Genomic DNA, 20,194 nt, shown 5'->3' with positions numbered 1-20,194 from the left:
TTACATCATTTCATTTAAAATTGAAAGGAGAATAATTAATATGAATAATATAAATATAATGTTTTATACTGCTAAGGATGTCAGTAAAATTCTTGGTATATCTGAGACTTCCGCTTATAGGATAATCAAAAAGCTAAACAATGAGCTACTTAGCAAAGAATATATTGTGATACCGGGTAAAATCAGCAAAAAGTACTTTGAAAGCAAAGTAATGATGTAAAGCGAGGGTAAAATAATGGCAGCATTTAAGCAGATAACTGCATTAGGAAAAACAACTTGGACATCCAAGTTTTATTACAAAGATTGGAAAGGCGAACGTAAACAGAAGAAAAAAGAAGGATTTTTAACAAAAAGAGAAGCAAATGAATTTGAGAGAGATTTTCTTGATAAAGTTGGAAGCAAAAGCGATATGTTGTTTTCGAGTCTCTATGAGCATTACCTTGAATACTGTGAGAGTAGACTTAAACCTACAACGCTTGCGAACAAAAAGGTTCTGATTGAGCTAAAGATACTCCCCTATTTCAAGGACATGACAATAAGCACTGTTGAAGTAGCTACAGTGATGAAGTGGCAAAATGAGTTAATAAAACAGGATTATGCTGGGACTTATCTCAAAACCATACACAATCAACTCTCTGCTATATTCAATTTTGCTACGAAATATTACAAATTGGGTTCCAATCCTGCGAGACTTTGTGGCTCAATGGGCAAGAAAAACGCAGAAGCTATGAGTTTTTACACTGTTGCTGAGTTCAAGCTCTTTATTAGGGCATTTGATGAGAAACCAATGTCAAAGCTAATGCTTGAAACTCTGTTCTGGACAGGTATCCGTTCGGGCGAGCTACTGGCTCTAACCCCAAGTGATTTTGATTTCGAGGCCAACACGCTTTCAGTCAATAAGAATTACGCTAGATATAACCGTGAAGACCTCATTCTTCAACCAAAGACACCGAAAAGCAAGCGCATCATTGCCTTACCTGAGTCTTTATCCGACTCATTAAGAGAGTACATGAATAAACTATATGGTATTCAGCCGACAGACAGGCTTTTTCCAGTCACTAAATCATTACTCACCATAGAAATGAAGCGAGGTTCACAGAAAAGTGGCCTAAAAAAGATTAGAGTACACGACCTACGCCACTCGCACGCATCTCTGTTGATAGAGATGGGATTTTCTCCATTGCTAATTGCTGAAAGGTTAGGCCACGAAAGGGTGGAGACAACCCTCGAGACGTACTCGCACCTCTACCCACACAAGCAAACAGAAGTAGCAACTCAACTTCAAAAGCTGATAAGAGGCTAAATACAGTTAGTACGATTTTAGTACGCAGAATAAAAAATAAACCTTGAATACATTGTATTTTCAATGTATTCAAGGTTTTTAGTTCTTATTCCCACTCAATAGTAGCAGGTGGTTTTGAAGTTACGTCATAAACAATTCTGTTTACTCCATGAACTTCATTAACAATTCTTCTTGAAACTATATCTAAAACTTCATAAGGTATTCTAGCCCATTCAGAAGTCATTGCATCAGAAGATGTTACTGCTCTTAAAGCTATTGCTCTTTGAAATACTTTTATACTTATTTCAAAACCACTTTGCATATCCCTATGACATATCATAAAAAGCATTTATGATATTCTTCTATGACTATTATAAAATATTTTCCATTAAATAGTCAATAAAAAATGAAAAAACAGGTGCAAAATTAATTGTACCTTAACAAAAATTATAATTATTTTACCACCTGTCCAGTTTTTATTTTAGTTACGGTACTTTTTATAATATCATAAATATCCTCTGAACTTAATCCTGTTTTCTCAGAAATCAATTTTACAGCATTAGAATGTTTCACTTCACTATCCCAATTATAAGCTTTGGCTTCTTCTTCTATCCTTAATATTAAATCTATAGCTTTATCTTTATTTTTATAGTATTGTTCTGCACCTATTTGTGTTTTAACTAATTCCTTTTCTTTTTGAATATAATCATTATGTTCTGCAATAAATTTTTTAAATTGAAAACTTATTATGCCAAACAAACCTGTAATTATTATGTAAGCTCCATCACTTATAATTGATTTTACTAATTCATTAGTCATATATTACTTACCTCCATTTTTTATAAAATCTAATACAGCTTGATCTGTAGAATATCTATCATCACCGGCAATTAACTTAGTAAGATAACTAGTGTATTGATCTGCTTTTCCACCTACAGCATAAACATTTTTAACACAACTATAATCAAAACTTCTTCCATTAGATATAGTAGGACAATTTAAATAATCTGCTAATATCTCCGCACTATGCATATCTGCTCCATAATTATAAATTACTATACTTTCCACTTTCTTTTTACCTCCATTTACAAATATTCTTTCGTCAAAATTATCTATATCACAGTTAGTTCCGATACCTGGAACTCTTCCTTCCTCTGTAAATTGAAACCCTATGTAATCTTGAGAAATGTTTGGACTATCAACACCATATTCTGCAATCCATAAAGGTAACTCCAGTGTATTTCCACCCATAGATTCTTTTAAAAAACTTGTATATGTATATAATCCAATTTGTACACCTTGAGATTTACAATAATCTGAAAATTGTTGAGTTCTCCATGTAGCAGAACCATCTGTTAAGTCACATTTATCATTCCCTTCAACATCTAGCATTGGAATACAATCATATGTTAATCCTGATATTGCATTTAGAAAATGTATTGCTTCTTGTGTTGGATCATTTTTTCTAAGAAAATGATAGAAACCTATCTTTAATTGATTTGCTTTACACCCTTCGTAAAATTCTCTCATTTTATTATCATTATAAGTAAGTCCTTCTGTGCTTTTTAAATATACTATCTCATATCCTGCATTTTTTACTTGATTAAAGTCTATATTTTCATCATTATTACTAACATCTATTCCTTTCAATATAATCATCTCCTACTCAAAAATATGTGATTGAATGGCATAAAAAAAGAACCCAAGCAAAGTACTTGCTCCAAGTCCTATTAGCCATTTAATTGCACCTGTTAAATTTTTAATGTTTTCACATAGGTTTTTAATTTCTGTTCTAAACTCTCTTCCATCCTGTTCAACTCTATCAAGTCTTTTATCATGCTCTTTTAACGTTGTGTTGTGTTCATTAATTTTTAATTCTACTGTTTCATTATTCATATTCATATACACCTTCTCTCCACTAAAAATAGGCAATAAAAAAAAGACTATTTCTAGTCATTCCTTATTGCCATTAATATTGTTTTATTACATTGAATTTTTATAATATAAACTCATATTTTTTCTATTGTGTTACAGCTCCACTATTAATTATAATATAATCTTCTACAGCCTTTTTATAATCTACATTAGTTACATCTTCTAATAAAAATACTCTATTTCTTAAAGGATTTAATCCTTTATTAATTATTCTTTCTGCTATTATTTTTACAATTATTTGATTTACCATTATAAAATACCTCCTAAATCTTTATTTTCTTTTAATAATAATTGATTTTCTAATTCTGCTTTTTCTCTTTTTAATTTTTCTTCTTCTGTTTCTGTGTGTTCTATATACTTGTCTATAATTATTAAATCCTTTATAGATGCAGTGCTTTTGTTTTTTGTTATATCCACATGATATTCAAGAGCTTCTTTAAAATTATTATCATTATAACCATAAGGAAGATCTATAAAATCTATTTCAGCTGGTCTTAATCCTTCTTGCAGATCACCTTGCATTTCTCCTAATACACCATTTAAAATTTTTCCTGTTTGCTTATCAAAAATTAATCTCATACCTATTTGCATTGAAAAAACCTCCTATTCTATTGCTATCCAATCAAAACTACTACCAGTAACGCCATTATACCCGCCATCTGCTGTGTATTTATAATTTGCTGTAAAACAATTCGAGGTTGGTTGTTTATTTACCGTTATATCTTGCCTCCAAGAATCTGTCATAGTATACCATCCATCAAACATATATAAACTTACACTATGTCCTATATGTGAAGCACCACTATATGCATATGAATATCTTAATAATATAATACTTGGTACAAATTGTAACCCAGTAACGTCTTGTGAACTAAAATAGCTACTAAATCCAATAGAGCCACTAGCCGATTTTTTACCTGTATTAATTTGCCCTACTTTAGTAGCCAATACTGAAAATGTATCCGAAGGGCTTGCGGAAACACCTTTAGCAGTTACTGCATTAGCAACTGCTGTTTTACCATTACTGGCATATTGAAAAAGGTTGTTTAATATTGTTTGTACATCACTTCCAGCTATACCATCTATGGGATTTACATCTACATTTACTGCTTTAGTCTTTGGATATAAATTATCCCATGCGGTATTATTTTCATTCCTTTGTGCCATCTGAATATTTTTATCTGACATCGTATCACCTTCCTTAAATTATTTTGTACCAAAAATCACCTGCATTTATTGCACTTGGACTATTTACAGATGTTGTAATTTTAACTCCACTACCAGCTCCTATGTCATTTGCAAATTGACTTAACTTCGTTGGAATATCTGTTGTTTTAGCAATTCTATTCCAACCCGTCCAACTACTAGCATTTTGGTATATCCTAGAATACATTATATTCCCAATATTATTTGCCCCATATGATATAGCTATTTGATTAGTCCAACCAGTATCATGTCCAATTATAATAAACCAAAACCATCCTGTGTTTGGAGCATTAATTACATTACTTCCTCTAAAAAAACCAGTTATTTTATAATTATTTAAATCCATACTAGAGATATTTGTTGCCATTGTTCCTAAACCATATCCACTAGGAGCAAAATCATTCACATGTTTTCCGTCTAATGTGTTTGCATTACCACCATTAGCAGGTAATGTTGTAGGCTTAATACTATCCGCATATGCTTTTGCGTTGCCTTCAGCTATATTAGCTTTTTGTTGTGCTCCTTGTGGAGTTTCCTTTGAAGCTACCATATTAGTTATTGTGGTTGCAAAGTTTGGATCATCACCTAATGCTTTAGCAAGTTCTTGTAATGTATCTAATGTAGTCGGTGCTGAATTAACTATACTTGCAACTTTATTATCAGCATATATTTTTGCATTACTTTCAGCTGTATTAGCTTTTGCTTGAGATTCTTCTTTTGTTTCAACATTATTTTTTAAAGAAATAGTTATCTTATTATTAGTTTCATCTGGTGTTATATTAATATTGTTTCCTGCAACAAGTTCTATAACATTATTAGGGTTATCATTGGATATTATAGAATTCTCGACTTTAATATTTACATCTTTGTTTATAAGAGTATTTTCAGTACCATTACCAATATAAAATTCCTTTTTGTCAGTGCAAAATCCCATTTCCCCTTCTTGTAATATTGTTAAGTCTTTCTTTAATCCTCTTTTAATTTTAATTATTTGGGACAATCATCTCACCTTCTTCTATATTTCCTTAAACCAAAAATCAACATTTCTTGGTTCAATGGGATCTGTAGTACCCCTATAAATTCTAGGAACAGCAGTTATTATATTTAATAGATTTCCAGCAACATCACCACTTAAAGTATTTTTTACAGATTTAAACCATATAATAAAATCTTTCTCTAATTGTTCCTTTGTCGCTTCAAAATTAGTTTTTTCTGCATTACTCCAAGTTGTAAAGTCTGTATCATATTGTCTTGTTTTAGTATTATACCAATCCAAATACTGATTAAATATTGCAGTGGTATCAGCTTGTATAAGTGAATTTACCCAACCACACAAACTAGTATTCATTCTTAAGTCTGTTATATTAGCCTGTACTATACTTATTACACCTTTATTCACATAAATATCTGCAATACATAATTCATATGCGTCTAAATCACGTTGCAATATTGGAGCTATAGGAGTACTTTCAAAATTGCCTTTCTTAACTTCAGCTTTTATTTGCCTATTAAGAAAATCTAATTTCAAAACTACTCTATCTATTCTATTTAAAACACCATCAGCTACATCTATGTTAAGGATTAAATCATCCGTGTTAATATAAACATAACCGTTAATCCAAGCCTTACCTGGTTTAACGGTTACTGTCATATTGTTGCTATTTGTAACTACTTGTAAATTTGTATTTGAGTTAGGAAAAACACCATTAGTTACTAAAGAGTTAAAAAATTCTGCAAAATCACTTGCTTTATACTTTCTATCACCATTTACACTATTAAAAAAACTTGATTTCTCCAAGATATCCTCACATCCTTTCTATACAAAACTTCCACCGTCAATATTATTTACATTCACATTTGTAATGCTAGTAACTATTGATCCACCAATTTGCTGTTTCGCTAAACTTTTAATCTTATCTAATACAGTAGGTACAGTATTACCAAAAGTAATATTAATACTTAATCCTTTTTCATCATATACTTCTTCTATTTCTGTTATTCTAGCATCTATCATTAATCCCCATTTTTTAGACATACATGTAACAACATCTCCTAAATTAAAATCATCCTTATATTTTAAACTAGAATTTACATTCACTTTACTATCAAATGTTGTTATTTCCTTACATTCTGCAAGTTTTTCTATCCCTCTTTGCTCTAACATTTTCATATATTCCTGAATGGGTATATCTTCTTCATGCTGGTTTTCCTGTTCCCCAACCGTTTTTTTATCTTGTAAATCTCTCGCATCTGTAAACAATTCAAATCTATCAAGCCCATTCGCTTGTCCTATAGTGGTAAATATTCTTTCTTTTCCCTCACCTGCTCCTGCAACTAAACTTACATTTCTATAGTTATTAATACTGTCTGTATATTCTTGTTCTAAAATATTTTCAAACTCTTTGCTAAAAATGCATATAGGATTTATTGCTTGGTTTACAGTTAAATCCTTACCCTCATAAACATCAAATACTAATTTTTTATCATTAACATTAAACTTAATTTTATAACCTAAATTACTTACGTTACTTATACTTTCTAATTCCTCTAATAAATTTTTATAACTAATATGATAATTTATATTTTGTATATAACCTTTATTTTCTTCTATAATTAAGTTAGGAATTATCCTATTTTTATCTATTGGATTAATACAATTATTATTCACTAATGTTCGCATAGCATTTTCTACTGTAGTTTGCAATAATTCACTACCCCATATAATACGTCTATCTAAATATTTAGTTAAAAATCTACCCTTAACAACTAAAATTTCTTGTCCATTTTTATCTTGTTTAAGATTTCTATATTCTATAAATCCAGCTTCATCATCAGCTTTTTTCCATAATATATTCTCTCTTTTTAGTAATTCTAAAATTTCTGGAGTTAATGCACAATGCAACTCAAATTCTCCTGCTTTATGATACTTTCTAACCCATCTTAAATTAGAATAACTTTCTAAAATTCCTTTAAAATTTAATTCTCTATCAAATATATATAATTCCAATAGACATCACACTCCTAAACTCCAAGATACTGTGGATAATAATAAATGCTAACTTCTAGATTATCTACATTTTTTTCTGCATCATATCTAAATAAATTATCCCCTGTATCTAGTTGTAAAAACGTACTATTGATATCCATATAATTAAATGCATTATTAACTATTCCATTGTATTCTTCAATAACTTTTTTATCTCCAATACCAGTAGTAGTTACAATTTTTTCTCCTGCTTTCATTTCTTTATTTATTTTAAAATATTCTCTTGTATTTACATTAAAGAGAGAAGGATTTTTTAATGTTCCAAGTGCTTTGAATTCAATTTTTAATGGACATTTTAAATCAGATTCATTTATTACATTAACAATTAAACTAGGTTCTCTATGTCCTAATAAAATTCCAGTCTCCAATATTTCTAAAGGGAATTCAAAATCACCTCGCCATAAAGCAACATCCGTTTTAACTTCTTTGTCATAGAAAAATGGGTTAGGACAAATTAAACTTAATACAAATTTAGGCTTATTATCATTACTTAAAGTAGGTGATTTTTCTATATAACACCTAATATATTTTGTAACTTCTCCATCAATAACAGTTAATTTGCCTTTCAATTTTGGATTTAATGCACTTATCATTCTAGGTTTGTTATATTGTACATTATCGTGAATCGTACCTTGTATAACTATATTTCTCATATCTAAATTACTGCTAACAAAGGTTTCTCCATCCTGAAGCATACCTTTGTTAGTATAAATATTATTTTTTAATCCATCTAATCCATCAAAGTCTTCAAGAAAAAAAGAACTCCATATAGAAAATTCTATACTTTGTCCTTTTCCATTCTCATATATTAATTTAAAATCTTTTCTTGCCATATGAACCACCTCATTTCTACCAACTTAATGCTAATTCTCTAAGATTATTCTTTGTTTGTCGTGCTATTTCAGATGGACTACCAACTGGAGTATAAATATTTTGTGTTACATTTATACCATTTTTACCACCATTAGAACTACTTAGAACACTGTTAGCTACTTTAGTTGCAACATTTTCTGCTGTTTTTTCTACTAAATCTGCACTGGCGTCATGATTGTATACTCTAGTACCACGAGGTAAGTCATATAATTCGTAACTTGTTTGTGTTCCTGGACGATCATGTAGAGCTGCTACTCCACCCTTCCAATAATTAGTACCAGTCCAAATTTTACCTGGATCTAATCCTCCACCTTTTGCTTGATTAAATTCAAACTCAAATATCTTTTTCATTGGATGCCAGTTATCCCACCAACTTTTTAACTTATCCCATTTAGTTAATATTCTTCCACTAGACGTATCAACATTTTCTTCTACATCCTTATTCATGCTTTTTACTTTATTTACTACACCATCTCTTAGTTCTCCTGCATGTTTTATAGAATCAGTCTTCTGCCTTTGTGCTTCTTTTATTAATTTATCAGCCTGATCCTTAGTTATAGAATGGCTTTCATCTCTCATTTTTATAATCTCTTTTACAGTTTTATCGTACTGTTCATTGGCTGCTTTTACTGCACCATCACGCTGTTTATTTGCATTTTGTATTATGTTAGAAGCTTGTTCCGCAGTAATTCTAGTTCCATATTCCTTAAGTCTTTCTAAAATAACTTTACTTTCAACTTCCTGACTGCTTAATGTTTTTACTGCATTAGTTCTCATCTTTTCTTGTATTTCATTTATTTTTTCCTGTTCATCCTTGGTTAAAGCACGTTTTTCATTACTAGCTTTCTTCAATATATCTTGTATTTTCTTTGTATAATTATCTACTTCCTTTTTCTTATCTTCATTGTTTTTCTGTAAGCTAGACAATGCTTTCTTTTCTTCATCTTCAGTTAGAGTACTACTTTTCTTAAAGAAATCATCCATAATACTATAATCTTCCTGATAATGTTTATCCATTCCATCCTTTATTTGTTGACCCATACTGTTATATGTATCTATCAAACTTTTAGATGTATCAGCTGTTATCTTAGTTCCGTTTACGTATAAATCTGTTAACGCTTTTTTAGCATTATCATCCATTTTAATATAAGCACCAACTGCTTTTTTTGTAGACTCACTAATTTTAATAGTATCTGTTTCAATTTGCGTTGTCATTGCACCATGACATGTTTTTACACTTGCACTAGTAGTATTAACTTTATTTGCAAATAAATCTACTGCTGGAACTGCTTCTTGTTGTGTATGCTTATACAAAGCATATAGTCCCACACCTGCTGCTCCTATTCCTAAAACCCAAGGATTTAATGCTAAAGCACCTAATTTACTAGCAATTCCTAATGCTCCAATTCCTTTACTTGCTACTCCAGTAGCTACACCTACCCCTTGTGTTGCTACTTTAGTCTTACCTATTATACTTGCAAGTTTTCCAACTCCTCCTGCTATAGATCCTATGCTTCCTATAACACTTCCACTTATTTTTAAAATTCCACCTAAAGCAACTGTTAAGCCAACTGCTTTTAAAATAGTTTCTTGTGTTTTAGGACTTAACTGAGAAAATTTGTCTGCTAAATTTCCAACTGTATCAGCTACTTTTTTTATAGTTGGCGCAAGTGTCTTTTCTAGTTTTATAGCTGCTGTTTCTAAACTGCCCATCATCTGTTCAATACTTGCTTTAGTATTATTTTGCATAGTTGTAGCCATTTGTTTAGCCGCACCATCACTCTTCTTTAACCCCTCTGTTAAGGCATTTAATTTTGTACCACCATTTTGTGCTAACACCAACATACCACTCATGGCTTCTTGACCAAATATTGTAGCTATTGCTTCTTGTCTTTGTTGATCTGTTAAGCCTTTCATTTTTTCATTTAATTCATCAGAAATCGTTGCAAGACTTTTCATTTTTTCATTGCTGTCAAAGGCATTAAACCCTAATCGTTCCATAGCTGTTGCTGCTTCTTTTGATGGATTTGCTAATCTACTTATAGCCCCTCGAAGTGTTGTACCTGCTGTACTACCATCAATTCCTGCATCTGCCATTTCTCCTACTGCTGCTGTAACTTCTTCTATAGAAAGTCCTGTACCTCTTGCAATTGGAGCTACATATTTAAATGCTTCTCCCATAGTTTGTACATTTGCATTAGTATCAGCAGCAGATTTTGCCAATACATCTGCAACATGACCAGCTTGGCTTGCATCTAATCCAAAACCTCTTATTGCACTTGCCGCAATTGAAGACGAACTTGCTAAACTTTCACCTGAACTTGCTGCTAAATCTAAAACTCCAGGTGTAGCTGCTAAAATTTCATTAACTTTAAAACCAGCACTAGCCATATTTTCTTGAGCTTCGCCAACTTGACTTGCACTAAAAGTTGTCTTTGCTCCCAAATCTAATGCTGCATCTTCTAATTGCTTAAATTCTTCGCCTGTAGCTCCACTTATCGCCTGAACTCTAGACATTTGGGATTCAAAATCCATTCCTGTTTTTACTGCTGCAATACCAACTGCTGCAAGTGGTGCTGTCATTCTTAAAATTTTATCTCCTGCATTACTAGCACTTGTACCTACATTTTTAAGATGTTCTGAATGTTCTTTTATACCTTTACTAGCACTTATCCATTTATTATTTTGAGTAGATAATTCACTGGTTACTTTATTAAGCTCACCTTTAGTTTTGTTTAACTCTGCGTTAGCTTTATTCATATTTGTGGTATATGTATTTATTTGTTTAGCATTACTTTCTACAGCTTTTTCTTTTTTCTTATACTCTTCTGTTAATTTATTTACAGATTCTTTTGCTTTCTGTGCTTCTTCAGATTCTTTACCATACTCTTTAATAGCTTTTTCGTAAGCATTATTAGCATTATCTAAACTAGCTTTTAATTTATCTCTTTCCTTAATATTATCCTGTAATTTATTAGTTGCTTTTTCTATAGATTGTTTATATATATCTACTTTTTTAGCATGTAATTCTACTTGTTTAGATAATGCTTCTTGTACACCTTTAAGTTTTTCAGAATCCTTACCAAATGCCTGTATACCACTACTAGCTAATTTTAATTCACTTTGTGCATTTTTAAGACCTGCATTTACACCTTTAAGACCATCATTAAATCCACTAGAATCAAGTATAAATTTTGCAGTTACTCTTTTTTCTGTATCTCCTGCCACTTAGTCTACCTCCTCTCTTATAAAAATGAAATATCCTCTATATTTACATGTTTATATGTATCACCTTGATTGGTGTTATTTCCTTCGTCATCATTCTTTACTTCCCAACCATTAAATTTAACATGTGCTTTCCACATATCTACTATTTCTCTAAAACTACTTTCCAAAAATTCTGTTTTGGAATAATTTAAATGTACTTTTGCTATATAAAAAAGCCAGTCAAAATCAATCTCATACGGATTTTTTGACTGGTCATCTAGTTTTTTTCAATTTTATTTTTATCTTCTTTATCCGTTTTCTTCTTTTCAACACCTATATAATTAAAATAGAGTTGAACCACAAAATTAGATGTACTTTGTAATTGTTCTCCTGTCATTTCTTCTACTAATTCATCAAATTCCCATTCTTTCTCTATACAACTACAACTTAATATTTTTAAAGCATTTGTATAAAATTGTTTTGCTTCCATAATTCCAGCTAAAACAGTTCCATAATTTCCATACTTTTCGTCTATTTTTAGCACTGTTTTATTAGTCATTTTAAAAGAATACTCTTTGTCACCTATTTTCATTTTTTCAATTTTATCTAACATATATATATACCTTCTTTCTTAAAATTTTTTATTTTAAAAAGGATAGGAAATTAATCCTACCCAAATTAAGCATGTTGTTCTGTTTTCAGTACTTTTTCTTTTGGAACAATTACACTAGTAAAGAATTTAGTATCTATATCAACAGGTGCATCTGTACTATCTTCGTCAATTTTATATTTCCACTTTTCATTGTTATGTAATGGTGCAAAACCTGCTTTTAACTTTTTAGCTTGGAAATTAGATTTACCCTCTTTTCCTTTATAATCCTCATCACTTATAGAAAACTTACCATTATAGAGAATTACATATCTTGCTTTTCCATTCCCTTTTCTAGCTTTAAAGAGAATTGCAACATCTGGTGCTACATCGTTTGCACCATATATTATTCCTCCACCCTCAGCTAATTTGTGACCTAATAAAAACGCTTCATCTTCGTCGGTTAAATCTGTAATATTTACTTCTACATCTATGTTTGCAAGTGTAGTATCACTTAACCACAACATTCCTTCTGCATAAAATTCGTCAACTGCAACTTTAGGTTTTACAGAAATTTCTTTTACTCCAGCTAAGTATTTTGGTGTATCAAATTTAACCCCTGTGTTATCGTCCTGTAAAATTTTTGCTATATATAACTTCTCTAAAGAAATTACTGGTACTATTTGTTGTCCCATAAAAAATCATCCTTCTTTCTTAATATTATTTTTAATTTTTTGCATAAAAATAGATTAACTTTCATTAATCTGCTCTCAAACTTATGTTAAATCTCATAGCTTTGTGATTAAGACCTGTTTCTTCTTCATATAAATCTGCTGCCATATCCCTACTAAAGCCACTATTTATCATATGTTTTTTAACTATATTTTCTAACTGCGTATAATCTCCGGTACTAAATATATCTATTTGTACTGTATATTCTGTATACTCTTCATTTCCTTCGCTAAACTCTGTACCAAATTCATTTACAATCTCATATTCCAAATACAATTTTTTATTTGGATTATTAGCATGAAGAAAAAATATTTTACTATTGGGTAATAAGTCTATAATCTCTTTATTACTCAAGGTATCCTTTAAATACTTTTTTATATTCACATATCATCACCTACTTTGCCTTTTCTAATAATTCTTTTGCAAGTACATCTATTGCTTCATTTTCACTACTTTTTACACTTCTTTCAAAGAATCCAAGATGATGTTTTTGCTGACTTGTACCAAATTCTTGGAATATATCGTAAAAAGCTCCTAATTTAATAGTTCCTACTGTAGCAAATCCTTCTTTTTTAACACTTTTCTTTAATCTTTTAAGTTTTCTTGTTTTACCTTCAGGTGTATTTTTTTCAATTTCATCTGCTACAATATCAATAGCTTTTTTTACTGCCCTTTTTTCATCACTTTCGTCTATTGTCATGTTCTGTACTAGCATTTCCAATTCTTCTAATCCTTCTATTGCTATACCATTCATAAATCACCTCAACAAAAAAGATGGTATAATACCACCTTAATTACTTTTATTCTTCTCTTCGTCATATTTATTTGCCAAATACATTTCACCTTTAGCTTTTGTAACTCCATCTACTATACCTGCTGCAATACATACATAAATAATACTAAATACTATACCCAAAAACACAGTAAATCCATTCATACCTATTTTGGCTAAAAAGAACATCCAAATTGCAATTAATGGCAATAAGAATATTGTTAATCTTTTATTCATATAAAGCACTCCCTTGCAAAATTTATCATATATTCTATTATATTACATAATGGAAACAAAAAGAAGTGTTTATGTTGTTTCTATAGTTTTTATTTTAAGCCATTTGTTTTTATATTGTATATTATCTATAAATGTTGTATTAAAGAATCTATATTTATCTTCTTCCTTTTCAGCTTCTTTATTTTTTATAACTTTAATCCTATAATTTTTACTATCTAAACATATTAAATCTTTACTGTATCTAACTACAAACTCTACTGTATTTTCAGATTGTACTGCTTTGGCTGCATAAAATTCTTTACCATAAAGATTATTCATATTTGCCCAAATAGTCTTATAGTCTTGCCATTCCTCTACATCAAATCCATTGTCGTTTTGAACTGTAGCAAATTTTTGTATAGTTATTCTATTTCTTAAATCTCCTATGTTAATTTTAAAATCTGCCATTTAGACCACCTCAGTATAATTACTTAACTTCTCCAAAATGCTTGTAACTATTCTATCTTGTTTAGTATTTTGTGGTATCTCAGTACTCCTATTTTCATACATATCAATTATAAGTTTTTTCTGTAGTAAAGCAGATAATTTTACTGCTTTATCATCTGCTTTATAAGCTTCTCCTACCATAGAATCTATGTAAATTTTAGATGTTTCTACTAATTCATTAATAAAATTATCTTCATAATTATCAGCTATTCTTAAATAATCTTTTATCTCTTCTAAAGTCACGTTATCACCTACTTTTTTAATAATAAAAAAGGGTAGCATTACACCACCCAATTATTAAAATTCTATTTTTTTAATACTTCTAGTAACACCTTTTACTACTCCGAATCTACCTAATATTCTTAAATATACAGAATCTGTTGTAAATCCAGCCTCTTGACTTTTCGCAACTGTTATTTCGTTTCTTTTTGGGAATTTTACTGCTTCTTTAGCATTTGCAATTAAAACTACAAACTTCTTATCCTTTGTTGTAGGTGCTAAAGAAGTATCTTCTACAACATATAAAGGCTTTCCACCAAAATATTCTTGTCCACCTATAACAGTTATTAAATCTAAATTTCGACCTTGCTTATCTTTCATATTTTTTAATTCTGCGTATGTTGTTACATTTGTTATATTAATTAATCCATTTTTTACAGATGGTAAAGACTTATCTATTTCTTTATGTACATCTTCATAAGAAGTACCTGGAATTACTGTTGCATTATCATTTAAAACCTTCATAATTCTAGCATTTTTATTTGCTACTGTTTTTATTACAAAATTCTTTCTTACTAAATTTTCTATTTCAACTTCAGCATCATCTATTGTTTCACTTGTGATTTTTTGTAATAATCCAACCTTAGAACATTTAAAAGGAATATCTGTTGTTACAAGAGTACCATCTGTTATTGCATCCCCTTCTACTACTTCCTTTAAATCTTCGCCTTGTTCTAAATCTATAACCGGAATTGTTCCATCATTTTTTGTTACTGGAATTACATCACATAATCCTTCTAAAGAACCATAACCTTTTTCTAACTCAATTATATCATTTATAAATTGTTTCGGTATTACTGCACTATGGTCGCTAGTTTTTATCATTGCTCTTTCTTCTTCTGTTAATTTTTCTTTTCCCATTACATGTTTAACCACACTTCTAAATTCACTTACTTTTTCCATATTCTTATTACCTCTCTTTTCTGCATTTTTTTGTTTGTCCAATTCTCTTTTTTCTTCTACCTCCTGCTCTTCTGCAAGTTTTAATAATTCTTTAGCTTGTCTTATTTCTTCTTTTAATGTTTTAGCTCCTTCAACATCTCTAGATTCAATTTTCTTTCCTAATTCCTCAGTTTTTGTTGCTATTTCTTGTCTTAATTCTTCTATTTTCATTTACATTTCCTCACTTTCATTTTTTTAATTAAATTTTAGGTATAAAAAAAGAACTACTTAAAAAGTAATTCATTCTCAATTTTTATCAATTCTAAATCTGTTTTTAATTGTTCAAGTTCTTTAGCTTGTTGCAATTTTTGTCTTTCATTTGCTATTATATCTTTACATCTAGCATATACTTCTGTGTTTTCATATGCAGGAATAGGTGTTATAGTACCCTCTAGAAGTTCAATTTTTAAAAGTGTTCTCTTGATTTCATCTTTTTCATTATTGTATTGTATATCATCTTCCAATACATAAAAACCAAAACTGCAACCTCTACATTCGCCACTCTTTACAAGTTCATAAACATCGTTAGCGTATGTTAGATTTTTATTGATAGTAGCTTTGAATTTCAAACCTATATCATCTGTAGATAATACTAATGTGTTATTTCTTGTAGAAGAAAGCACTTTACTCATATCATGATGGTAAACTAAAAATACATTATGTCCATTTGAAATAGTATCATTAAAAGCATCTCTATCTATTTTTTCAAAGAATCCCTCCCAAAGTTCGGTATAAGTATCAAACTTAGCAATATATCCTTCTAATTCAATAGTATTAGAATTATCTTTTACTTCTCTTATTTCAAACTTATCTATACTTCTAATTTCCTTCTGTTTCTTCATCTTCTCCATCACCTCCCCTACTAGTAGATTTATTATCTTTTAAATAACTAACTTTTCCAGCTAACAAATCTTTCAATAAAACTTGTCCTGAAGGTAAAGTAATTATAGGCTCTCCTCCTAATTTTGGTACACCTAAAATATCTTTAGCATAATCTAAATCGTAAACGCCATTACTTACATAAGAATTTATTACATCAGCCTGTGTTTTACTATCTGTTCTTAACAATACATTCACATTAAATCTTACTTTATATCCCTGTCTTCTTTCCTTTTCTGTAAGTAATTTATAGTCCATTTCTTGTTCTATCTGTTCGAAAATTACTAGTAAACATTCACCTAAATACTTTAAATTGTCCTGTTCTTCTGATCTAGCATTTTCTTTTACAAATCCTAGTTTCGTTAATGGTACTCTAAAAGACATAGCTATTTCTTCCTTAGACAATCTACGTAATTGTTCGTATTGGGCATCAGCTAAAGATAAATTTAATGAACTTGCAAAATATCCTGCTGGGACGGTAAAAACTTTTCCATTACTACTATAAATCCTACTAAATTTATCTTGTATCTTTTTTATTTCTTTTTCTTCCTTAATATCCGAAGTTAATTGCACTACTATTTTATTAGTTAATCCATTACTAAATAAGGTATTTAAATAATTCTGACTCTTTAAAGATGTATCTAAACTTTCATTTAATATATTTTTATTTGCCTTACCTTTTATTCCATCCATAGTAAAATCTCTTAGAACTATTATATCCTTATCAAAACAACTACCTGTTTCACAATTAACACTTTCATAATCCCATAAAATCTTATTATTCATAACACTTTTTATTAATCCAGCATCATCAATTACACAATTTGTTATTTTTACAGGATATAATCCCTCAATTTTACTACCTTTTCTATTTATAAGTAATCCAGCATATCCATTATGTTTAGCTAGTGCTACAAAAGATTTATAACAATCTATAGCACTCATATAAGGGTTAGGTCTTAGACGCAACTTATCATACAAATAATGATCTTTTGCTAATACTTCACCTTTTTGAGTTTCTCTCTTAACTTGTAAGGTACATTTAGCAATATCCTGAGATATATCATTTATACAACTAAAATATGTACTTTCTTTCATTTCCATTTCAAATGGAGTTATTTCATAACCATTCTCAAAAGAATATACTGTTTTCCAATCATTAACACTTACTTCTCTTTTTTCTTGTATCTTATTAAATATCACTTATTTTCACCTCTTTTCTGTTCTAAATTTGAATAAAAATATACTGTAAGCTATTAAAATTAAACCTAAAAAATATAATCCAAAGTATATATTTATACAAAAATTAGTAAAAATAATGATAAAAATACCAATAAAAAAGGCTATTTCCATCACAAACAAGTCATTAAAAATAGTATTTTTAAGTAATCTATTAATTTTTTCTTTCAATCTTTTATCACCTCTTTACCAGTTCATTTTATCCAATTCTTCTAGTGCATTATAGCTGCAATCTTCACCAACTAATTCTGTGTATCCAAATACTAATACTGCTGCCATATCAATTCTCTGCTTGTTTTTATCTTCTTTTTGTAGCATTTCATCATCACTAGTTCCATGCTTAGTTATAGCATTGTTCATATTCCAATCTAAAAGTTCATTTTTTAAATACTTAACTTCTTTATCATAAATTTTCTTTCTAAACTCTTTAGTTGCTGCACTTAAATTAGTATATGTCTGTTTTAGTTTTACAATATCATAATCATTTTCCAATCTATCCATCATTTCTCGAGCATATGCGGGGTCGGTTACTATAGTTTCAATTTTACAATTATATTTACTTTCTATGTTTCTTATATATTGTTCTATAAGTGTATAATTTACAGTCATTCCTTTATGTAAATCACAATAACCTTTTCTTGCATAATCTCTGTAATCTATATTTTCCCTACGTTTTTTTAAAGAACCTTCAGGCAAAAATCCATGTGACATGCAGTAAATTATATTATTTTCTTTATAAAGTATTGAAATTGCAGTCAAATCTGTTGTAAGAGACAAGTCTACTCCAACAACTACATTTTTACCCGAAAAATCTATATTATTTATTCTACATTTCTTCCAATATGCTATATCTATATACTTATCCAACTCATCACTATCTATAAATATATTAAGATTTTTTGTTAAAAACTCTTCCTGCTCTTTTGTCTTTATTTTTGCAGTTTCTCTATCATCTTTAATTTCTTTGTAATTTTCTAGTACTCTTAAAGGATTTGCTCTATAAATAGCTTTATCTTCCCATGCTTCTTCCCTGTTTGCATAATATATTAAGCAGAATAATCTTGGATTAGTCACAGTACCATTTAAAACAGCTCTATCATATTCTAATTCCTCTAGCATTACTGAATCACTTTCAGCATATGCAGTAGTTGTTTTTACCATTAAAGGGTTTTTTACACTAAGTTGACCTTTTCTCATTGCTTGTATATTGTCATTATCCGTAAACGCTCCAACTTCATCACAGCACACACATGTAGGTCGAATTGAATTATTCTTATTTGCTTTACTTGTCCTTGGATAATAATAACTATTAGTTAATTTACATTTAATTATTCCTATTTCACTTTCAGAAACCAAAAAATGTTTGGCAATCGATGGACTTGCTCCAATAATTTGTGCCATAGCTTTTCTAAGTTCTTTAGCTAAATCTCTATCTATACATATAGAATAAAATTCACTAAAGTTCTGCTCTGTTAACATTAATAATATAAACACTATTGCAGTTATAAAAGTTTTAGCATTTTTCCTAGGAATAAATAAGACTACGTCTCTATACCTAAATTTATCTAAATCATTTTTATATCTCCACCCAAAAATTGCACATAAAAATAAGGCTTGGAATCCTGCCAAACCTTCTAATATATTTTTACCTGCTACAAATCCTGTTGCATAGTTAAATAATTTTAATAAATTATTTATGATTTTCAATTTACTTTCACTAAAACAAAATTCAAATTCATTTTTATACTGGTTTATATTATAATCTTCTAAGAATATTTTACATTGTTGTTTTACCTCATCTGTAGTAATTTCAATGTCATTTTCTACATCTTTACAGTATTTTAAAGCTTTATCTAAAAGTATCATTCAGTATCACCACGCAACGCTTTTTTAACAGGATCTTCTTCGTCTTTCTTAACTTGTAAATTTAAATTTCCTAATTTCGCACGAGATTGTGGAGATAAGGATAATTCTGAAGTACACCTAAATAAATCTTTAGTATATTTATCTTTAGATGCCATCAAATCTTTGTTATATAAATTATTAATGTCCTTATTTATTAATGTTTCTATATCCTGTAATCTATCAATAGCTATACTACATGTAGTTAAAACATAAATATCCAAATTGCATAGAATACCACTAACTTTTAATTCTTGTACTATATACTTAAATATTTTCTTTTGTGTTTTACTTAAATATGCAGGAGGTTTAATATTATCGGCTAAACCCTTAAGCCTTTTCTCTTGCTCTTGTCTTGTTTGTAATTCTTCTTTAGTAAAATGTTTACTCATAGTTGCTACACTTTTACAAGGTCTAGCACACATAAAATATCACCTACCTTTCTTATCGATAATGATTATCACATAATAAAATTTTCATTTTGGGAAATATATGTGACTGAGAGGCGACCATGGACTTTTTAACTTTATCAAAAATTTTCACACCCCTCCCCCCATAATAAAAAATAAAAAAGTTTAATAAAAAATA

The 20,194-nt window shown here is 29.4% G+C and carries 27 protein-coding genes; 2 read left to right on the top strand and 25 right to left on the bottom strand.

Features of this window, described 5'->3' with window-relative positions; all coding sequences use genetic code 11:
• The first annotated feature begins 40 nt into the window (after positions 1-40).
• Both HBE96_RS23310 and HBE96_RS23305 read left to right on the top strand, forming a co-directional pair.
• The gene (locus HBE96_RS23310) at positions 41-220 is read left to right on the top strand and encodes a MerR family transcriptional regulator (protein ID WP_206155044.1); all 180 of its coding nucleotides are present in this window, start codon (positions 41-43) and stop codon (positions 218-220) included.
• A 15-nt stretch (positions 221-235) separates the two neighbouring features.
• On the top strand, positions 236-1,303 hold the full coding sequence (locus tag HBE96_RS23305; RefSeq protein WP_169300089.1) for a site-specific integrase: 1,068 nt from the start codon (positions 236-238) through the stop codon (positions 1,301-1,303).
• Between the two features lie 85 nt (positions 1,304-1,388).
• Here the strand turns inward: HBE96_RS23305 and HBE96_RS23300 are convergent, their stop codons facing one another.
• From HBE96_RS23300 to HBE96_RS23180, 25 genes are all read right to left on the bottom strand, one after another.
• Positions 1,389-1,631 (bottom strand): GMP synthase (glutamine-hydrolyzing), encoded by a 243-nt coding sequence (locus tag HBE96_RS23300; RefSeq protein WP_425350790.1) that lies wholly within the window; start codon positions 1,629-1,631, stop codon positions 1,389-1,391.
• Positions 1,632-1,735: 104 nt separating this feature from the next.
• Positions 1,736-2,101 carry a hypothetical protein gene (locus tag HBE96_RS23295; RefSeq protein ID WP_169300088.1) on the bottom strand — a complete coding sequence of 122 codons (366 nt, stop codon included), beginning with the start codon at positions 2,099-2,101 and terminating at the stop codon, positions 1,736-1,738.
• Positions 2,102-2,104: 3 nt separating this feature from the next.
• Positions 2,105-2,932 carry a GH25 family lysozyme gene (locus HBE96_RS23290; protein ID WP_169300087.1) on the bottom strand — a complete coding sequence of 276 codons (828 nt, stop codon included), beginning with the start codon at positions 2,930-2,932 and terminating at the stop codon, positions 2,105-2,107.
• 12 nt (positions 2,933-2,944) lie between these two features.
• Positions 2,945-3,178 carry a hemolysin XhlA family protein gene (locus tag HBE96_RS23285; RefSeq protein WP_169300086.1) on the bottom strand — a complete coding sequence of 78 codons (234 nt, stop codon included), beginning with the start codon at positions 3,176-3,178 and terminating at the stop codon, positions 2,945-2,947.
• Between the two features lie 124 nt (positions 3,179-3,302).
• The gene (locus tag HBE96_RS23280) at positions 3,303-3,467 is read right to left on the bottom strand and encodes a hypothetical protein (RefSeq protein ID WP_169300085.1); all 165 of its coding nucleotides are present in this window, start codon (positions 3,465-3,467) and stop codon (positions 3,303-3,305) included.
• Positions 3,467-3,808, bottom strand: coding sequence for a hypothetical protein (locus tag HBE96_RS23275; RefSeq protein ID WP_169300084.1), 342 nt, complete (start codon positions 3,806-3,808; stop codon positions 3,467-3,469). The genes HBE96_RS23280 and HBE96_RS23275 overlap by 1 nt, the downstream gene beginning before the upstream one ends.
• Positions 3,809-3,820: 12 nt before the next feature.
• On the bottom strand, positions 3,821-4,405 hold the full coding sequence (locus tag HBE96_RS23270; protein WP_169300083.1) for a hypothetical protein: 585 nt from the start codon (positions 4,403-4,405) through the stop codon (positions 3,821-3,823).
• A 13-nt stretch (positions 4,406-4,418) separates the two neighbouring features.
• Positions 4,419-5,423 (bottom strand): hyaluronate lyase N-terminal domain-containing protein, encoded by a 1,005-nt coding sequence (locus tag HBE96_RS26055; RefSeq protein WP_206155043.1) that lies wholly within the window; start codon positions 5,421-5,423, stop codon positions 4,419-4,421.
• A 15-nt stretch (positions 5,424-5,438) separates the two neighbouring features.
• On the bottom strand, positions 5,439-6,221 hold the full coding sequence (locus tag HBE96_RS23260; protein WP_169300082.1) for a hypothetical protein: 783 nt from the start codon (positions 6,219-6,221) through the stop codon (positions 5,439-5,441).
• 18 nt (positions 6,222-6,239) lie between these two features.
• A complete protein-coding gene (locus tag HBE96_RS23255) occupies positions 6,240-7,430 on the bottom strand; it encodes a siphovirus ReqiPepy6 Gp37-like family protein (RefSeq protein ID WP_169300081.1) in 1,191 nt (396 codons plus the stop codon).
• A 14-nt stretch (positions 7,431-7,444) separates the two neighbouring features.
• On the bottom strand, positions 7,445-8,302 hold the full coding sequence (locus HBE96_RS23250) for a phage tail family protein (protein ID WP_169300080.1): 858 nt from the start codon (positions 8,300-8,302) through the stop codon (positions 7,445-7,447).
• Positions 8,303-8,318: 16 nt separating this feature from the next.
• Positions 8,319-11,570 carry a phage tail tape measure protein gene (locus HBE96_RS23245; protein ID WP_169300079.1) on the bottom strand — a complete coding sequence of 1,084 codons (3,252 nt, stop codon included), beginning with the start codon at positions 11,568-11,570 and terminating at the stop codon, positions 8,319-8,321.
• A gap of 17 nt (positions 11,571-11,587) precedes the next feature.
• Positions 11,588-11,737, bottom strand: a complete 150-nt coding sequence (locus HBE96_RS26050; RefSeq protein WP_243187044.1) for a hemolysin — start codon at positions 11,735-11,737, stop codon at positions 11,588-11,590.
• 89 nt (positions 11,738-11,826) lie between these two features.
• A complete protein-coding gene (locus tag HBE96_RS23235) occupies positions 11,827-12,162 on the bottom strand; it encodes an RNA polymerase subunit sigma (protein ID WP_169300078.1) in 336 nt (111 codons plus the stop codon).
• A 65-nt stretch (positions 12,163-12,227) separates the two neighbouring features.
• Complete coding sequence (locus HBE96_RS23230; protein WP_169300077.1) at positions 12,228-12,833, bottom strand: major tail protein; 606 nt, start codon at positions 12,831-12,833, stop codon at positions 12,228-12,230.
• Positions 12,834-12,897: 64 nt separating this feature from the next.
• Entirely contained in the window at positions 12,898-13,254 is a 357-nt protein-coding gene (locus tag HBE96_RS23225; RefSeq protein ID WP_169300076.1) for a prohead protease, read from the bottom strand.
• A 10-nt stretch (positions 13,255-13,264) separates the two neighbouring features.
• Entirely contained in the window at positions 13,265-13,624 is a 360-nt protein-coding gene (locus tag HBE96_RS23220) for an HK97-gp10 family putative phage morphogenesis protein (RefSeq protein WP_169300075.1), read from the bottom strand.
• Between the two features lie 36 nt (positions 13,625-13,660).
• A complete protein-coding gene (locus HBE96_RS23215) occupies positions 13,661-13,879 on the bottom strand; it encodes a hypothetical protein (protein WP_169300074.1) in 219 nt (72 codons plus the stop codon).
• 69 nt (positions 13,880-13,948) lie between these two features.
• The gene (locus HBE96_RS23210; protein ID WP_169300073.1) at positions 13,949-14,326 is read right to left on the bottom strand and encodes a phage head closure protein; all 378 of its coding nucleotides are present in this window, start codon (positions 14,324-14,326) and stop codon (positions 13,949-13,951) included.
• Positions 14,327-14,647, bottom strand: coding sequence for a head-tail connector protein (locus HBE96_RS23205; protein WP_206155042.1), 321 nt, complete (start codon positions 14,645-14,647; stop codon positions 14,327-14,329).
• Positions 14,648-14,662: 15 nt separating this feature from the next.
• Positions 14,663-15,757 (bottom strand): phage major capsid protein, encoded by a 1,095-nt coding sequence (locus HBE96_RS23200; protein WP_169300072.1) that lies wholly within the window; start codon positions 15,755-15,757, stop codon positions 14,663-14,665.
• A 53-nt stretch (positions 15,758-15,810) separates the two neighbouring features.
• On the bottom strand, positions 15,811-16,428 hold the full coding sequence (locus HBE96_RS23195; protein WP_169300071.1) for an HK97 family phage prohead protease: 618 nt from the start codon (positions 16,426-16,428) through the stop codon (positions 15,811-15,813).
• Entirely contained in the window at positions 16,406-17,668 is a 1,263-nt protein-coding gene (locus HBE96_RS23190; RefSeq protein WP_169300070.1) for a phage portal protein, read from the bottom strand. Before HBE96_RS23190 ends, HBE96_RS23195 begins: the two co-directional genes overlap by 23 nt.
• Positions 17,669-17,890: 222 nt before the next feature.
• Positions 17,891-19,570, bottom strand: coding sequence for a terminase large subunit (locus HBE96_RS23185; protein WP_169300069.1), 1,680 nt, complete (start codon positions 19,568-19,570; stop codon positions 17,891-17,893).
• Entirely contained in the window at positions 19,567-20,031 is a 465-nt protein-coding gene (locus HBE96_RS23180) for a phage terminase small subunit P27 family (RefSeq protein ID WP_169300068.1), read from the bottom strand. The genes HBE96_RS23185 and HBE96_RS23180 overlap by 4 nt, the downstream gene beginning before the upstream one ends.
• Positions 20,032-20,194 lie beyond the last annotated feature (163 nt).

The organism is Clostridium muellerianum, from assembly GCF_012926525.1.
Lineage (GTDB): Bacteria > Bacillota > Clostridia > Clostridiales > Clostridiaceae > Clostridium_AM > Clostridium_AM muellerianum.
The sequence above is the reverse complement of the archived record's forward strand: the minus strand, read 5'-3'. Positions and strand labels throughout refer to the sequence as shown.

What these genes read in the sequence shown, in the direction of transcription:
- HBE96_RS23280 (WP_169300085.1), bottom strand. Translation starts at nt 3,467, where the DNA reads ATGGTAAATCAAATAATTGTAAAAATAATAGCAGAAAGAATAATTAAT.
- HBE96_RS23250 (WP_169300080.1), bottom strand. Translation starts at nt 8,302, where the DNA reads ATGGCAAGAAAAGATTTTAAATTAATATATGAGAATGGAAAAGGACAA.
- HBE96_RS23230 (WP_169300077.1), bottom strand. Translation starts at nt 12,833, where the DNA reads ATGGGACAACAAATAGTACCAGTAATTTCTTTAGAGAAGTTATATATA.
- HBE96_RS23300 (WP_425350790.1), bottom strand. Translation starts at nt 1,631, where the DNA reads ATGCTTTTTATGATATGTCATAGGGATATGCAAAGTGGTTTTGAAATA.
- HBE96_RS23310 (WP_206155044.1), top strand. Translation starts at nt 41, where the DNA reads ATGAATAATATAAATATAATGTTTTATACTGCTAAGGATGTCAGTAAA.
- HBE96_RS23270 (WP_169300083.1), bottom strand. Translation starts at nt 4,405, where the DNA reads ATGTCAGATAAAAATATTCAGATGGCACAAAGGAATGAAAATAATACC.
- HBE96_RS23200 (WP_169300072.1), bottom strand. Translation starts at nt 15,757, where the DNA reads ATGAAAATAGAAGAATTAAGACAAGAAATAGCAACAAAAACTGAGGAA.
- HBE96_RS23210 (WP_169300073.1), bottom strand. Translation starts at nt 14,326, where the DNA reads ATGGCAGATTTTAAAATTAACATAGGAGATTTAAGAAATAGAATAACT.
- HBE96_RS23195 (WP_169300071.1), bottom strand. Translation starts at nt 16,428, where the DNA reads ATGAAGAAACAGAAGGAAATTAGAAGTATAGATAAGTTTGAAATAAGA.
- HBE96_RS23305 (WP_169300089.1), top strand. Translation starts at nt 236, where the DNA reads ATGGCAGCATTTAAGCAGATAACTGCATTAGGAAAAACAACTTGGACA.
- HBE96_RS23205 (WP_206155042.1), bottom strand. Translation starts at nt 14,647, where the DNA reads ATGCTACCCTTTTTTATTATTAAAAAAGTAGGTGATAACGTGACTTTA.
- HBE96_RS23180 (WP_169300068.1), bottom strand. Translation starts at nt 20,031, where the DNA reads ATGTGTGCTAGACCTTGTAAAAGTGTAGCAACTATGAGTAAACATTTT.
- HBE96_RS23285 (WP_169300086.1), bottom strand. Translation starts at nt 3,178, where the DNA reads ATGAATAATGAAACAGTAGAATTAAAAATTAATGAACACAACACAACG.
- HBE96_RS23185 (WP_169300069.1), bottom strand. Translation starts at nt 19,570, where the DNA reads ATGATACTTTTAGATAAAGCTTTAAAATACTGTAAAGATGTAGAAAAT.
- HBE96_RS23235 (WP_169300078.1), bottom strand. Translation starts at nt 12,162, where the DNA reads ATGTTAGATAAAATTGAAAAAATGAAAATAGGTGACAAAGAGTATTCT.
- HBE96_RS23275 (WP_169300084.1), bottom strand. Translation starts at nt 3,808, where the DNA reads ATGCAAATAGGTATGAGATTAATTTTTGATAAGCAAACAGGAAAAATT.
- HBE96_RS23215 (WP_169300074.1), bottom strand. Translation starts at nt 13,879, where the DNA reads ATGAATAAAAGATTAACAATATTCTTATTGCCATTAATTGCAATTTGG.
- HBE96_RS23220 (WP_169300075.1), bottom strand. Translation starts at nt 13,624, where the DNA reads ATGAATGGTATAGCAATAGAAGGATTAGAAGAATTGGAAATGCTAGTA.
- HBE96_RS23295 (WP_169300088.1), bottom strand. Translation starts at nt 2,101, where the DNA reads ATGACTAATGAATTAGTAAAATCAATTATAAGTGATGGAGCTTACATA.